The following is a 13,280-nucleotide window of genomic DNA, read 5'->3' as shown; positions in this document are numbered from 1 at the left end:
CCCAATTGCGGAGCCCGGAAAAATGTCGCTTCTCCAAGCCTCCAAGGTCTACAAGCCCTTCGAATATCCCTGGGCCTATGACTATTGGAAGCGCCAGCAGCAGGTCCACTGGATGCCCGAGGAAGTGCCTCTGGGCGAGGATTGCCGCGACTGGGCGCAGAAGCTCTCCGACCATGAGCGCAACCTGCTGACGCAGATCTTCCGCTTCTTCACCCAGGCGGACGTGGAAGTGCAGGATTGCTACCACGACAAATATGGCCGCGTGTTCAAGCCGACCGAGATCAAGATGATGCTGACCGCGTTCAGCAACATGGAGACGATCCACATCGCGGCCTACTCGCACCTGCTCGACACCATCGGCATGCCCGAGAGCGAATATTCGATGTTCCTCGAATATGACGAGATGCGCGCCAAGCATGATTACATGCAGCAGTTCGGCGTGGACAGCGATGAGGACATCGCCCGCACCCTCGCCATGTTCGGCGGCTTTACCGAGGGCATGCAGCTCTTCGCCAGCTTCGCGATGCTGATGAACTTCCCGCGCTTCAACAAGATGAAGGGCATGGGCCAGATCGTCACCTGGTCAGTGCGTGACGAGAGCCTGCACTGCGAGGGCATCGTGCGCCTGTTCCACGAGTTCGTGAAGGAGCGCGACTGCCTGACCAAGGCGGTGAAGGAAGACATTATCGATTGCTGCCAGAAGACCGTGCGGCTGGAAGATGCCTTCATCGACCTCGCCTTCGAGCAAGGCCCGGTGCCCGGCATGACCGCCAAGGAGATCAAGCGCTACATCCGCTACATCGCCGACTGGCGGCTGGGCCAGCTCGGCTTCCAGCCGATCTACATGATCGAGGAGCACCCGCTGCCCTGGCTCACCCCGCTGCTCAACGGCGTGGAGCACGCCAACTTCTTCGAAACGCGCGCCACCGAATATTCCAAGGGCGCCACGCGCGGCAACTGGAACGAGGTGTGGGACAGCTTCGACCGCCGCAAGAAAATGCGCGCCAATGACGGCGAGGCCGAAAGCGATAGCGGCGAGGACATGTTCTCGCGGGCTGGGGTGGCGGCGGAGTAGAGGGTGAGCTTACCTACACTTGAAGATCACACGGTTCATGGTTTGGATCGGTGCCCACAGTGTAGCGTGGCCAACCCTCTATTAACGCTGACGGGCAAAGCTGACCTCCACAGCTCTGACAAAGTTCAGAGTTGGTGGTATTTCACAGTCAAGTGCTCCAAGTGCGGACGCGTCTCGTTGATGTTTGGCCGGACCCGAAGCAGTCAATCCGCAGACGGAGCGATTATCTTCCAAATCCATCCGGAAATGGAGGTCGTCTCGGATGTGCTCCCGCTAAGAGCAAAGAAGTTTTTGCAGCAAGCCATCGAATCTAGACATGCCCCTGACGGTGCTCTGATGTTGGCAGCTTCGGCGATTGATGCCATGCTGAAAGAAATGAGCTACAAAGATGGCAGTCTGTATTCACGCATCGAAACCGCAACACGTGACGGCGTCCTCACGGCCGAGATGCGCGAATGGGCGCACGAGATAAGGCTAAGTGCTAACGAACCGCGGCATGCGGATGATGATTTTGAAGGCGCCACGCCGGAAGACGCGGAGCAAGTCATCGAATTTTCTAAGGCATTAGGTCAGTATTTATTCGAATTACCCGCCAAAGTGAAGAAATGGAAAGCTCAAGCTACCGTATAGCTCTGTAAATATCATCGAGCACTCAGCAGGGCGAATCCCTTTCCCCCAAATGAACCGCCCGTCGCCACCGGTTCAGGCGACTCGCGATACAGTCCGATCCGATCTCCCGCTGCCGGGAGAGACAGAATAAGGATCGGAGTGAGACAGATGTACAAGGCTCTGAAGAACAGCATCGCGGCGCTGGCGCTGGGTGCCGTGACCGTGGGCGGTCTTGCCGCCCCCCCCGCTTTTGCCGACCCGGGTCGCGGCCATGACCGGCATTGGCAGCGCGATCGCGACGACCGGCGCAATTACCGTCATGACAATCGCCGTTGGGATCGGGACGACCGCCGGGGCCGTGACCGGGTTGTGGTGATTGATCGCCGCCCTGTCGTCCGCCCTGCCCCGCGTGTCGTCTACGCCTATGACTACAACCGGCCGGACCCGCGCTATCGCGGCTATTATGCCGACCGTTACTATCGCGGCGGCTATGAGCCAGTGCGCGTCCACCGCGATACCCGCGTGTATCGGGGCTATGATGATCGCTATTATTGCCGCCGCTCGGACGGCACCACCGGCCTGATCGTCGGTGCGGCGCTGGGCGGCTTGCTTGGCGATCAGCTCGATCGCGGCCGTTCCTCGATCCTGGGTGCCGTGCTCGGCGCGGGCGCCGGGGCGATGATCGGACGGTCGGTCGACCGGGGCGATGTCGTCTGCCGCTAAGCCTGGCCGACACAGAGCTGTAGCATTAGCCCGGCGCGCTGGCCTCAGCGGGCCGGGCTTTTGTCAGCAGCGCTTATTTCATCGCGTCCTGGCCTGCCTGACCCACGGACTCGATGTCCCGGCCAAGGCCCTTCACCGTCGCGCAAGCAGACAGGAGCAGGGATGCGCTCACGACCGCGAGAAGCAGCGCCGACCTTCTTGTTTTCATGTCCTCGATCCCTTTCCGATTATCGGATGTTTTCCAACGTTCTCGACTATCCGAAAAAATGCGATCCGGCGCAATCCGCCTGCTGTGATCCCGGCCCGGATGAAAAGGCACTCATGTGCGATGCATTGCTGCCGAAAGGGGCTTGCGAGCGGGAACCGGTCTCCAGCGCGCACGTATTCCTAGCGGTACAATCGAAGGAGATTTCCGCATGGATCCGGTCACCATCGAGCATCGCCGCCAGGAGCTGCAGAGCCTGCTTGCGCAGATTCAGGCCAACCCCTCGCGCGACTGGCACCGTGAGCGGCAGCGCGTAATCGTGTTGCAGCATATGGTCGGCGCACAGGCAGCCCGCACCCACCCCGGCACCCGACACTGATTCCACTTTCAGCGGCGATGAACCGCATCGCCGCAAAGCTCTGAATCTCGGCGAGTCGCGGGTTCCCACCGGTGCGACGAATCGAGTCCATAAGGGTCTTGCCTTGGTGGAATCAGAGGAGGATAAGCGCCTCTTGATGGGAACAGGGCCGCCACCCATGGCGCCCCCTCGGGAGGAAGAATGTTATGGCATTGAGCATGATCGGGGGCCGGCGGATCAAGGCCGCAGTCGCACTGTCCGCTCTGCCGCTGCTGGCCCTGGCAGGCTGCACCGCCAAGCAGGTTGCCGAAGCGCCGCTGCAGAACATTCCCGTTCCCATTCCGCAGAATGTCCCGCTGATCGAAGTGCCGCCGCCACCGCCGATCCTGATCGGTGAGAACAAGGGGCAGGACATGTGGCACCTGCGCTCGGGCCTGAACGTCGCCGTGCTGCTCTGCCAGGGGCCGGACAATGCCGCGATGGTCTCCAACTACAACCGTATGCTCTCGGTCCATAAGGGCCTGCTCTCGGAAGCCGCGCAGATGCAGGTCGATCTGTTCAAGGCCAAGGGCGGTCGCAAGTGGCAGGATGCCCATGACGACCATATGACCAAGCTCTACAACCGCTATTCCAACACCCAGTCGCGCGACAAGTTCTGCGCCAAGGCCAAGGCGCAGCTCGCCGAAGTCGCGAACCAGACCCCCATCGCGTTCAGCGAGAAGGCGACGTTCCTGCTTTGGGAGCTGAACAAGGCCGCCAGCCTGCCCGATCCGGACGGATCGCTCGCGCGCGCTGCGGCTGCGAACAGCACGCCGGGACTGGTGCAGACCGTCCAGGCGACGACCAGCCAGACGACCACGCAGCGCTAAGCGGCTCGCCGGAAGCGCGCCCTGCATCAGAGGCAGGCGCGCTCCGGGTGCGGATCAATCCTCAGTCTTCGTCCGGCACGGCCAGGGTCGCGCCGAAATCAAACGGCTTGGCCTCCGGCATTGCGGCCATCAGCGCCTTGAAGCGCTCTTCCACATTGTCTTTCCAATTACCGTGCGTCGCCACGTACAGCGTATTGTTGCGGATCGCGTCGACGATCATGTCGCCCACTTCCGTCGGTTCCATCCAGGTATCGGACACCACGCGCTTGGCGAGCTGATCTTCCGTCTGCGCAAGGCCGCTGCCCGAGCGGAAGCGCTCCGGCCGGTTCTGGCCGGACTCATGGATGCGGCTCTTGATCGGGCCGGGCATCAGCACCGTCACGCCGATATTGTCCTGCGCCATGCTGTCGCGGATCGATTCAGACAGGGTGATGACACCCGCCTTCGCCACGGCATAAATGGCCATGAAGCTCGGCATTGGCGTCAGCCCGGCGAGCGACGCGGTGTTGACGATGTGGCCGCCCTTGCCCCGCCGGCGCATGCCGGGCGCAAATTCCATGATGCCGTTGATCGGCCCCATGAGGTTGACGCCGATGCCATAGTCCCAATCGGCATAGGTGGCCTGATCGAACGGGCCGGACGGATCAATGCCGGCATTGTTGATCAGGATTTCCGGCCCGCCCATGACGGCCTCGCATTCTTTGGCGGCCTCGCGCATCTGGTCGCGGTCGGACACGTCGAGCCGCATGGTGTGGACATTGCGGCCCTGCTGGCGCTCCTCGAAAAACGCCTTGGCTTCATCGAGATGGTCTTGGCGGATATCGGCCAGCACCAGCCTGGCGCCATTGGCGAGCAGCTGCTGGGCAATGCCGAAGCCGATCCCGCTCGCTCCGCCCGTGATGAACGCCGTCGTGCCCGCAATCTCCATGACTTTCCTCTCCAAACCCGGCGCCTCGCCGGCTTGCTCAAACTGACGCATCGGCCGACGCTGCGCCCGGCCGCTCCTCCAATCTCATCCAGCAAATCCGGACAGAGTCAACAGCGGCTGTCGCGTGATCATGGCCCGTCAGGATCGCGGATGCGCGGCGCGCCAGACCGAGGGTGTCTCGAACGTGCCACGCCAGATGCCGCGCCGCGCGGACCGGGCGGCCTCCTCTTCCTGCCGATAGGTGCCGGGGCCGCGCCCGAGCTTGCTGATCGCCCAGCCCCGCGCCACCATCATCGCGCCGATGTCCGCGATCCGGGCGGTAGCGCAGGTCGCCACGGCGCGGCCATATTGGTCCGTCGTCCGGGACTCGCAGATGAGCCCACCGCCACGCACCAGCGCCAGCAGGGCGTCGCGCGCCTGCGTGCCGCAGTCCCAGGGCTGGCCGGTCGCATCCTGGCAACGCTGGTTCAGTTCGACCGCGTCGATGTCCGCGATGCGCACGATCCGCGGGCCGATCCGCAGGCTGTCGCCATCCATGACATGCACGCGCGCCCCATCGACGGCCTCGATCCGCTCCGGCGGCGCGCGAAGCAGGGCCAGCACGATCAGCAGAAACGCCAGAAGAGCCAGCGAACCAAGCCGCGCAAGCCATCGTCGGCCCGGCCTGCCGGCTAATCCCTGGAAACCCCTGCGCCGTCGGGCAGGTCTGGTGCGGATGATCAGTGCTTGTGGTCGCTGGCCATGGACTGCACGGCGGCGAGCGTGTTCTTCACATGGTCGCGATAGTCGAGCGCGCTATGCACATAGACGATCCGGCCCGCCGGGCTGATGACATAGGAGGTGCGGTCCGTCTTGCCCGCAAAGGCCGGATTGTCGGCCTTGAGCGCCACATCATAATTGGTGATGAGACGCGGCCCGGCCGAGGCCACCGCGAACTTGCTGCCGCACGCCTCGGTGGAGAAACGCTGCAGGACGTCGACCGGGTCGGCCGACATGCCGATCACCGTCGCACCGGCCTTCTTGAACGCATCCGCCTGATCGGCAAACTCCTTGGTTTCCGCCGTGCAGCCCTTGGTGAAGGCCGCGGGGAAGAAGTAGAGCACGACCGGCCCTTTCTTCAGCGCATCAGAAAGCTTGACGCTGAACACCTTGCCGGCGAGCGCGCCGCGCGTCTCGAAATCCGGCGCCTTGGCACCGACCGGCAGCGCCGCCTGCGCGCCGCTGCCGAGCAGGGCGCTGCCCAGCATCGCAATCATGATTGTCTTCGATGCTTTGCCGAACATATGCGCATTCCTGTCTGGTGACTCACGATCCGCACAATCTGCCATAGAAGCCCTTGGCGTGCCAGCCCTCACCGGTTACGAGCAGCCATGGCGATAGACCGCCTTGCCCTCACCAATTTCCGCAATCATGCCGACGCCCTGATTGTGCCCGACGCGCCGATGATCGTCCTGACCGGCGAGAATGGCGCGGGGAAGACGAACATCCTCGAAGCGATTTCGCTGCTGGCGCCGGGGCGCGGCCTGCGCGGCGCTGCCCTGCGAGACATGGCGCGGCAGAGCGGACCGGGTGGCTTTGCCGTCGCCGCGCGATTGGGCGATGCCGCCTTGGGGACCGGCACGGACCCTGACGCGCCGGACAAGCGGCAAGTGCGGATCGACGGGCGCGCCTCCCCGGCCAATGCGCTTTCGGCGCGTGTGTCGCTGAGCTGGCTGACGCCGGCGATGGACCGCCTGTTCCTCGATAGCCCCGGTGGGCGGCGCCGGTTCCTGGATCGGCTGGTGCTCGCTCAGGCGCCGTCGCACGCCCATCACAGCGCGCGCTATGAGGCCGCGATGCGCGCGCGCAATGCTCTGCTCGGAGAAGAGGGGCCGGCAGACCCGGACTGGCTCGCTGCGCTGGAAGCCCGCATGGCGGAGCATGGCGCAGCAATCGACGCCGCACGGCGGGCGCTGATCGCCGAACTGGAAGAGGAGATCGCCCGCAGCGCGCAGCATCTCTTCGCCCGGCCAACCTTGAGGCTGACCGGCGAGCCATTTGAGGAAGGCGCCCTTGCCGCTCGGCTGCGCTCGGCGCGGACGGGAGACCGGGCGGCGGGGCGGACGCTTGTGGGCCCCCATCGCGCCGACCTGCTGATCACGCATGAAGCCAAGCAGCAGGATGCGGCGCTGTGCTCGACAGGGGAGCAAAAGGCGCTGCTGCTCAGCATCATGCTCGCCCACGCCCAATTGGTCGGCACACAGAGCGGGCGACCGCTCATCATCCTGCTGGACGAGGTGGCCGCCCATCTCGATCCGACGCGCCGCCATGCCCTGTTCGAACGGTTGCGCGCCAGCGGCGGGCAGGTGTGGATGACCGGGACTGAGGCCGATCTGTTCAACGGGCTGGATCAGGCGACCTATTTGCGGGTGGAAGCGGGGCAGGTGATCACGGGGTGATCAACCGGTGTGGGCGAAGCGCGGCTATTACGCCGTTTCCCGCAAGCGGACTTTTCAGACACGGCATTATTGCTGCCCCCTCCGTTCGTCCTGAGTAGCTGCTGAGCCTGTCGAAGCGGCGTATCGAAGGTGCAGTCCATGACTGAGATGCTTCGATACGGGCCTTCGCTACGCGCCTGCGGCCCTAATCAGACCCTACTCAGCACGAATGGTGGAGGGTGGCGAAGTCGGCTTCCCCCCACATGAGCCGATGGTCGCGCGCTCTGACCAAATCGATAGTGGACAACGCCCTCACGAACTCTGTCCTCGCTTAGGAGACCCCGAAAATCTCCTGATGCGCGCGCTCGGCGAACCGGTCGGTCATGCCTGCGATATAGTCCGCGATATGGCGGCTGCGCTCGGGCTCGGCGGCGCCGCAACTGGCATCCCAGGCGGTCCCCATCAGCGCAGGATCGGCCTGATAGGCGCGAAACAGGTCGGTCACGATCACCCGCGCCCGCCCGGCGGCGGCAAGCTGGGTCGGATGGTGATAGAGATTGGCATACATGAAGCGCTTGAGCTGGCGCTCGTCCTCCCGCATCGCATCCGAGAAGGCGACCATGGCCTGTCCCGCGCCCCGCACGGCTGAGACGTCGGCTTGCTCCAACCCGTGCAGGCGCAGGTTTTCGCGCGTGGTCATGATGAGATCGTTGACCATGATGCCAATCTGGTCGCGGATCAGTTCCCGCAACAGCTGCTCGGCCGGCAGATCGGGATAGCGCGCGGTGACCTGCTCCCAGCAGCGGCGGACGAACGGGACTTCCAGAAGCTGTTCGAGCGTCAGAATGCCGGCGCGCAGGCCATCGTCGATATCATGATTGTCATAGGCGATATCGTCGGCAAGGGCCGCGACTTGCGCTTCCAGCGACGGCCAGCTTTCCAGCTCCAGCGGAAAGGCGGCATCGATCTGCTGCATTGCCCAGTTCGGCGCCAGCACCGGGCCGTTATGCTTGGCCAGCCCTTCCATCATCTCCCAGCTCAGATTGAGGCCGGGGAAGCGGGGATAGGCATTTTCCAGCAAAGCCAGCGTGCGCAGACAATGGGCGTTGTGATCGAAGCCGCCCTGCCCGGCCAGCGCCTCTTCCAGCGCATCCTCGCCAGCATGGCCGAACGGGGGATGACCGATATCATGGGCGAGGCACAGTGCCTCGGTCAGATCTTCATTGAGCCCCAGCACCCGGGCGATCGTCCGGCCGATCTGCGCGACCTCAAGGCTGTGCGTCAGGCGGACGCGATAATGGTCGCCATCGGGTGCGACGAACACCTGCGTCTTGTGGCGCAGGCGACGAAAGCTGATCGAGTGAATGATCCGGTCGCGGTCGCGCTGGAAAATGTCGCGGGGGCCCCGCGCCTCGCCACCCGGCTCGGCATGTTGACGACCCTGGCTGCGCGCCGGGTCACAGGCATAGGGGGCGAGCACGCTCACTGCGTGCCGATCTTGCTGACTTCCTCGCCGGCTTCGCTTTGCCAGAAGAACGCATCGCCTCCCGCCTTGCGCAATTCGGTCACCACCGCCCGCGCATCCTCAGGGCGACGGAAGGGGCCGATCAGCAGGCGGCGCGTCTCGCCCCAGGTGGCCGTCCAGCCATCCTGCCCGGCAATCGTATCGCCATAGGTCCGGCGCAAACGGCGCAGATCGAAGGCCAGCGCAGCCGGATCACGCCCCGCTGCCAATTGCACCCAGTTGCGCGAAGGATTGGCCGCCAGCTTGGCCTTGCGCTCGGCCTCGGCCTTGCGTTCCGCCTCCGCCTTGGCGCGCGCCTCGGCATCCGCCTTGGCCTTGGCCTGCTGCGCGGCTGCCGCGAGCCGGCGCTGCTCCTGGATCCGCGCGACAGCGCTCAGATCCGCGACGGCGACCTGCCGGCGCTCGCCTTCCGGCACTTCGAGCGCCTGCAGCGTGTCGCCAAGGGACCGCACCGGCTGCGGCACGGGCGCAGGTGCGGGTGCCGGTGTCGGCGACGCAGACGCCGCCGGGGCAGGCGTGCTGGGTGCCGCCGGCGCCACGGCAGCGACGGCCGTCGGCGCGGGGTTGGTCACGCGACTGGCCGGCTGTGTCGCCGGAGCCGGTGAAGGAGCCGGGCGCGTCGGCTGCGGCGCAGGGGTGCGCGCGGCGGTCTGCACCGGCTGTTGCGGCGGTGGGGATGCTGCCGGAGCAGGCGGTGGCGGCGGTGGAAGCGGCTGGGCCACTGCCGCAGCGGGTGCTGGTTGCTGGGCCTGAGCCTGCGACGCGCGGCGCGCGGCCTGCTGGGCGGCCCGTCGTTCTGCCGCCGTCTGGCGTCGGCCGCCCCGCTCCCGCTCGGTGGTAGCAGCAACCTGCGTATCGCGGTTCCGCGCCGGCTCGGGTGCAGCCAAGCGGAGGACATCCGCCGGATACTCGCCATAATGGACCGCAGACACCTTCTGGCTCGCGGTCAGCAGCGGCAGGCGCTGCAGATAGGGTTCGAGCGCGTCGGCAAGGCCCTTCGGCAGCGTTGTCTGCGCAATGGAGCGCGCCTCGGCCATCTGGCCGTTCATCGCGAGAACGAAGGCCCGGATGCGCCACGCCTCACGGTCGCCGCTGGTCAGGGCGGGCTTCAGCTGCTGCTCGGCTTCCGCGAGATTGCCGGAGACGCCCAGCGAGACCGCATAATTGAGTCGTGCGGTGTTATCATTGGGATTGGCCTGCAGGACGGCGCGATAATCCTGCTGCGCCTTGGCCTGCTGCCCGGTGAGATCATAAGCCAGCGCGCGCTCGGGCAGATGCGCCTGGGCGCTGACACCCAAGGCCGAGGCAGCATCGAAGTTCGCGGCGGCATCGGCCGGCTGCTTCAAGGCGATTTGCACGACCGCAAGCCCCAGCCGGGCGCGGCCATTGCGCCCGTCCACCATATTGGCCCGCGTGAAGAAGCCATTGGCCGCCTGAATGTCCCCCAGATCGAGCGCGGCCTGGCCGGCCCCGAGCAGGGCATTCACATCCTGAGGATTACGGGAGAGCGACGCGAGATGGCGGTTGAGCGCGGCTACCGCCTCGGCTGGTGGCGTGGCCTGAACCATTCCGCCGCTTTGCGCGAACACAGGCGCTGCGATGGCCAGAGAAAGGGCCAGAATGCAGCTGGTCGACTTCACGGATACACCTCTTCTGTCCGGCGGGACGGGCTGCGCCCCGCCGTGCACAGTTTTACTGGTTGTTCTGGCGATTGAGGAAGCGTGGCACCTCGAATTCGGTGCGATCCCGCTCGCTCTCGCTTTCCTCGGCATTGCCCTGCCGAGCCTGCCCACGGGCCAGCTGCGACATGCGCTCGAACAGCGTGCCGCCGCTCGTACCCTTGCTGGCCGGCTCCTCGGCGGGCTGCGGCGGCTCTACCCGAAGCGGCGGCTCCGGCGAGACGCTGTTGTCGAGCACCAGCTCATCCTCGCCGGTGATGTCATCGAAAGTCGACGCCGCGAAACGCGGGGCCGGCTTGGGCTCTTCCGGCTTGGGCGCCTGGAAGCTGGCAGGCGCCTCGCTGGTCGGGGCCGGTGTGAACGACTCGTTGCGCGCCGGCGCGACGCCACCAAGGTCCAGCCCTTCCTCATAACGCGGCGCGGGGGCAGCCTCCGGGCGGACGAGATTGGCCGGGGCCGACACGGCAGGTGCGGCCTGACGCGGCGCGGCGGCGACACCCACATCGCCCAGCTTGAACGGCTGGCTGCGGGCCTGCGCAGCAGCACTCGCTTCATTGTCGATGCCCGTCGCGACGACGGAGACGCGGATCTTGCCGTTCAACTGCTCGTTGAATGCCGAACCCCAGATGATGTTCGCATCGGGATCGACCAGCTCGCGAATGTGGTTGGCCGCCTCGTCCACTTCCATCAGGCGCATGTCTTCGCCACCCACGATGGAGACGATGACGCCCTTGGCACCACGCATCGAGACGCCATCGAGCAGCGGATTGGCAATCGCCTTCTCCGCAGCTTCGAGCGCACGCCCGTCGCCTTCGGCCTCGCCGGTACCCATCATCGCCTTGCCCATCTCTTCCATCACGGAGCGGACGTCGGCAAAGTCGAGGTTGATGAGGCCGGGCATGACCATGAGATCGGTAATGCCGCGCACGCCCTGCTGGAGCACTTCGTCGGCCATCTCGAACGCTTCCTTGAAGGTCGTGTTCGGGTTGGCGATCAGGAACAGATTCTGGTTCGGAATGACGATCAGCGTATCGACGTGCTTCTGCAGCTCCTCGATGCCCGAGTCTGCCGAACGCATGCGGCGCGAGCCTTCAAAGGTAAACGGCTTGGTGACCACGCCGACCGTGAGAATGCCCTTTTCACGCGCAGCCTTGGCGATGACCGGCGCTGCGCCGGTGCCGGTGCCGCCGCCCATGCCGGCAGCGATGAAGCACATGTGGACGCCCTCAAGCGCCTCCTGCACTTCCGCAATGGTTTCTTCTGCAGCGGCACGGCCGATGTCGGGGCGCGAACCGGCGCCGAGACCCTCGGTAATGCGGGGGCCCAGCTGGATACGACGTTCCGCGGGAGAGGCATTGAGCGCTTGAGCATCCGTGTTGGCGACGATGAAGTCGACCCCATCCACAGACGCGCCAATCATGTTGGCAATCGCATTTCCGCCCGCCCCGCCGACGCCGATAACGGTAATCCGCGGCTTCAGCTCGTCCACATGGGGCGGACCGATTTCAATGCTCATCAACTATCTCCTCCGGGTGCAAACCGCACCGTCACCTTGTCGGGATTCATGCACCAGATGAGCCGCCAATTCACGTTCTTTTTAACCGCTCATCCACAATATGTTGCGGCCTGGCCCTAATAGCCTGCGCGCAACGCCGCGATCAGCCGCTGGACGACCGCTCCGCCGCGCGTCGTGTGGACGCGCTGCTCGCGCAAAGGCCGTTGCAGCAAATCCTGTCGCTCCTTCGACGCATAGAGCGCGAGGCCGGCGAGCGTCGCGAAAGCCGGGCCACGATGCGCCTCGGGCATGGCATCAAGCAGCTTGGGGCGGCCGATCCGAACGGCGCGGCCCAGCGCGGTCTGGGCGTAGTCCGCCATGCCCTTGAGCTCCGCGCCACCGCCGGTCAGCACCACCTGGCGCCCGACCGGCGAGTGGAAGCCCATCTCGCCCAGCGCCTTGTTGACCTCAGCCATCAGCCGGTTCAGCCGCTCGCAGATGACGCCGACCAGCTCGGCGCGAGTCACGCGGCGCGCTTCGGTCTGCTCTGCGCTGCTGGCGGCGGGCGCGATCTCGATGATCTCCCGAAAGTCCCGGCGCGACTGCATGGCCGAGCCGTAAAAGCACTTCATGCGCTCGGCCTGGCTGCGGCGAATGCCGAAGGCCGAGGCGATATCGTCCGTCACGTCGGCCGCGCCGATGGGAATGGATTTGAAGCCCACCAGCATGCCGCCGATGTGCAGCGACACATTGGTGACGCCCGCCCCGAGCTCAACCAGCGCAACGCCAAGATCGCGCTCTTCATCGGACAGGCAGGCCGCCGCGGTGGCGACCGGCGCGGCGATGATGCTCTGCACATCAAGATAGGCCCCGCGCACGCTGGTTTCGAGGTTGCGCAGTGGCGCGCCATCGGCCAGCACCACATGGATATCCACGCCAAGCTGATCGGCATGAAGCCCCATCGGCCGCGCGACGCCGCGCATCCCGTCGATGGTGTAGAGCGTCGGCTGCGCCTGCAGGATGACCCGGCCGCCCGGATCGATCCGCTCGCGCGCCTGATCGTACAGGCTCTCGATATCGGCCTGCTCGATCCGCCGACCGCCGACATTGATCTCGACCGGCTCGACCTTGCTCTCGATGCTGCCGCCGGAGAAGCTCAGAATGACCTTCTCGATGTTGGTGCCGGCGACCTTCTCGGCCTGCTCGACCGTCTCGCGCACGGCCAGTTCGGTGCGCTCCATGTCGACCACGAAGCCCCGGCGCACGCCCCGGCTCTCGCGTTGACCGGTGCCCAGCACCGCCAGCGTGCCATCCTCCTGCTTGCGCGCGATCAGCGCCGACACCTTCCAGGTGCCGATGTCGATCGCGGTAATCAGCCCATCATTGCGCGCTGCCAT

General features: G+C 65.4%; 14 protein-coding genes. 6 read left to right on the top strand and 8 right to left on the bottom strand.

The features are described from left to right. The first annotated feature begins 22 nt into the window (after nucleotides 1-22). The 3 genes from M2331_RS02830 to M2331_RS02820 all read left to right on the top strand — a co-directional run bounded on the left by M2331_RS02830 (nucleotide 23) and on the right by M2331_RS02820 (nucleotide 2,407). On the top strand, nucleotides 23-1,075 hold the full coding sequence (locus M2331_RS02830) for a ribonucleotide-diphosphate reductase subunit beta (RefSeq protein ID WP_181558882.1): 1,053 nt from the start codon (nucleotides 23-25) through the stop codon (nucleotides 1,073-1,075). Between the two features lie 180 nt (nucleotides 1,076-1,255). Then, nucleotides 1,256-1,705, top strand: coding sequence for a DUF4145 domain-containing protein (locus M2331_RS02825; protein ID WP_181558881.1), 450 nt, complete (start codon nucleotides 1,256-1,258; stop codon nucleotides 1,703-1,705). A gap of 147 nt (nucleotides 1,706-1,852) precedes the next feature. Next, nucleotides 1,853-2,407, top strand: coding sequence for a glycine zipper 2TM domain-containing protein (locus tag M2331_RS02820; RefSeq protein WP_181558880.1), 555 nt, complete (start codon nucleotides 1,853-1,855; stop codon nucleotides 2,405-2,407). Nucleotides 2,408-2,480: 73 nt separating this feature from the next. Here M2331_RS02820 and M2331_RS02815 read toward each other — a convergent pair whose 3' ends face one another. Next, on the bottom strand, nucleotides 2,481-2,615 hold the full coding sequence (locus tag M2331_RS02815; RefSeq protein ID WP_181558879.1) for an entericidin A/B family lipoprotein: 135 nt from the start codon (nucleotides 2,613-2,615) through the stop codon (nucleotides 2,481-2,483). 208 nt (nucleotides 2,616-2,823) lie between these two features. On the opposite strand from M2331_RS02815, the gene M2331_RS02810 reads away from it, so the two are divergent. Both M2331_RS02810 and M2331_RS02805 read left to right on the top strand, forming a co-directional pair. Further along, nucleotides 2,824-2,991, top strand: coding sequence for a hypothetical protein (locus tag M2331_RS02810; protein ID WP_181558878.1), 168 nt, complete (start codon nucleotides 2,824-2,826; stop codon nucleotides 2,989-2,991). Between the two features lie 185 nt (nucleotides 2,992-3,176). Then, on the top strand, nucleotides 3,177-3,839 hold the full coding sequence (locus M2331_RS02805) for a hypothetical protein (protein WP_181558877.1): 663 nt from the start codon (nucleotides 3,177-3,179) through the stop codon (nucleotides 3,837-3,839). Nucleotides 3,840-3,900: 61 nt separating this feature from the next. Here the strand turns inward: M2331_RS02805 and M2331_RS02800 are convergent, their stop codons facing one another. The 3 genes from M2331_RS02800 to M2331_RS02790 form a co-directional block, all read right to left on the bottom strand. After that, a complete protein-coding gene (locus M2331_RS02800; RefSeq protein ID WP_181558876.1) occupies nucleotides 3,901-4,767 on the bottom strand; it encodes an SDR family NAD(P)-dependent oxidoreductase in 867 nt (288 codons plus the stop codon). Between the two features lie 138 nt (nucleotides 4,768-4,905). Beyond that, nucleotides 4,906-5,370, bottom strand: a complete 465-nt coding sequence (locus M2331_RS02795) for a thermonuclease family protein (protein WP_264592263.1) — start codon at nucleotides 5,368-5,370, stop codon at nucleotides 4,906-4,908. Nucleotides 5,371-5,486: 116 nt separating this feature from the next. Next, nucleotides 5,487-6,023, bottom strand: a complete 537-nt coding sequence (locus M2331_RS02790) for a peroxiredoxin (protein WP_264592262.1) — start codon at nucleotides 6,021-6,023, stop codon at nucleotides 5,487-5,489. A gap of 114 nt (nucleotides 6,024-6,137) precedes the next feature. Between M2331_RS02790 and recF the strand changes: the two genes are divergently transcribed. Beyond that, on the top strand, nucleotides 6,138-7,205 hold the full coding sequence (gene recF, locus M2331_RS02785) for a DNA replication/repair protein RecF (protein ID WP_181558874.1): 1,068 nt from the start codon (nucleotides 6,138-6,140) through the stop codon (nucleotides 7,203-7,205). Nucleotides 7,206-7,515: 310 nt separating this feature from the next. Here the strand turns inward: recF and M2331_RS02780 are convergent, their stop codons facing one another. The 4 genes from M2331_RS02780 to ftsA form a co-directional block, all read right to left on the bottom strand. After that, the gene (locus M2331_RS02780; RefSeq protein ID WP_181558873.1) at nucleotides 7,516-8,670 is read right to left on the bottom strand and encodes a deoxyguanosinetriphosphate triphosphohydrolase; all 1,155 of its coding nucleotides are present in this window, start codon (nucleotides 8,668-8,670) and stop codon (nucleotides 7,516-7,518) included. Next, on the bottom strand, nucleotides 8,667-10,349 hold the full coding sequence (locus M2331_RS02775) for an SPOR domain-containing protein (RefSeq protein ID WP_181558872.1): 1,683 nt from the start codon (nucleotides 10,347-10,349) through the stop codon (nucleotides 8,667-8,669). The genes M2331_RS02780 and M2331_RS02775 overlap by 4 nt, the downstream gene beginning before the upstream one ends. 52 nt (nucleotides 10,350-10,401) lie before the next feature. After that, nucleotides 10,402-11,904 carry a cell division protein FtsZ gene (ftsZ, locus tag M2331_RS02770; protein ID WP_181558871.1) on the bottom strand — a complete coding sequence of 501 codons (1,503 nt, stop codon included), beginning with the start codon at nucleotides 11,902-11,904 and terminating at the stop codon, nucleotides 10,402-10,404. Nucleotides 11,905-12,020: 116 nt separating this feature from the next. Further along, nucleotides 12,021-13,280: a cell division protein FtsA gene (gene ftsA / locus M2331_RS02765; RefSeq protein ID WP_181558870.1), complete on the bottom strand. Its 1,260-nt coding sequence runs from the start codon at nucleotides 13,278-13,280 to the stop codon at nucleotides 12,021-12,023.

It is taken from the genome of Sphingobium sp. B10D7B, assembly GCF_025961955.1.
In the GTDB taxonomy this organism is placed as follows: Bacteria; Pseudomonadota; Alphaproteobacteria; order Sphingomonadales; family Sphingomonadaceae; genus Sphingobium.
The sequence above is the reverse complement of the archived record's forward strand: the minus strand, read 5'-3'. Positions and strand labels throughout refer to the sequence as shown.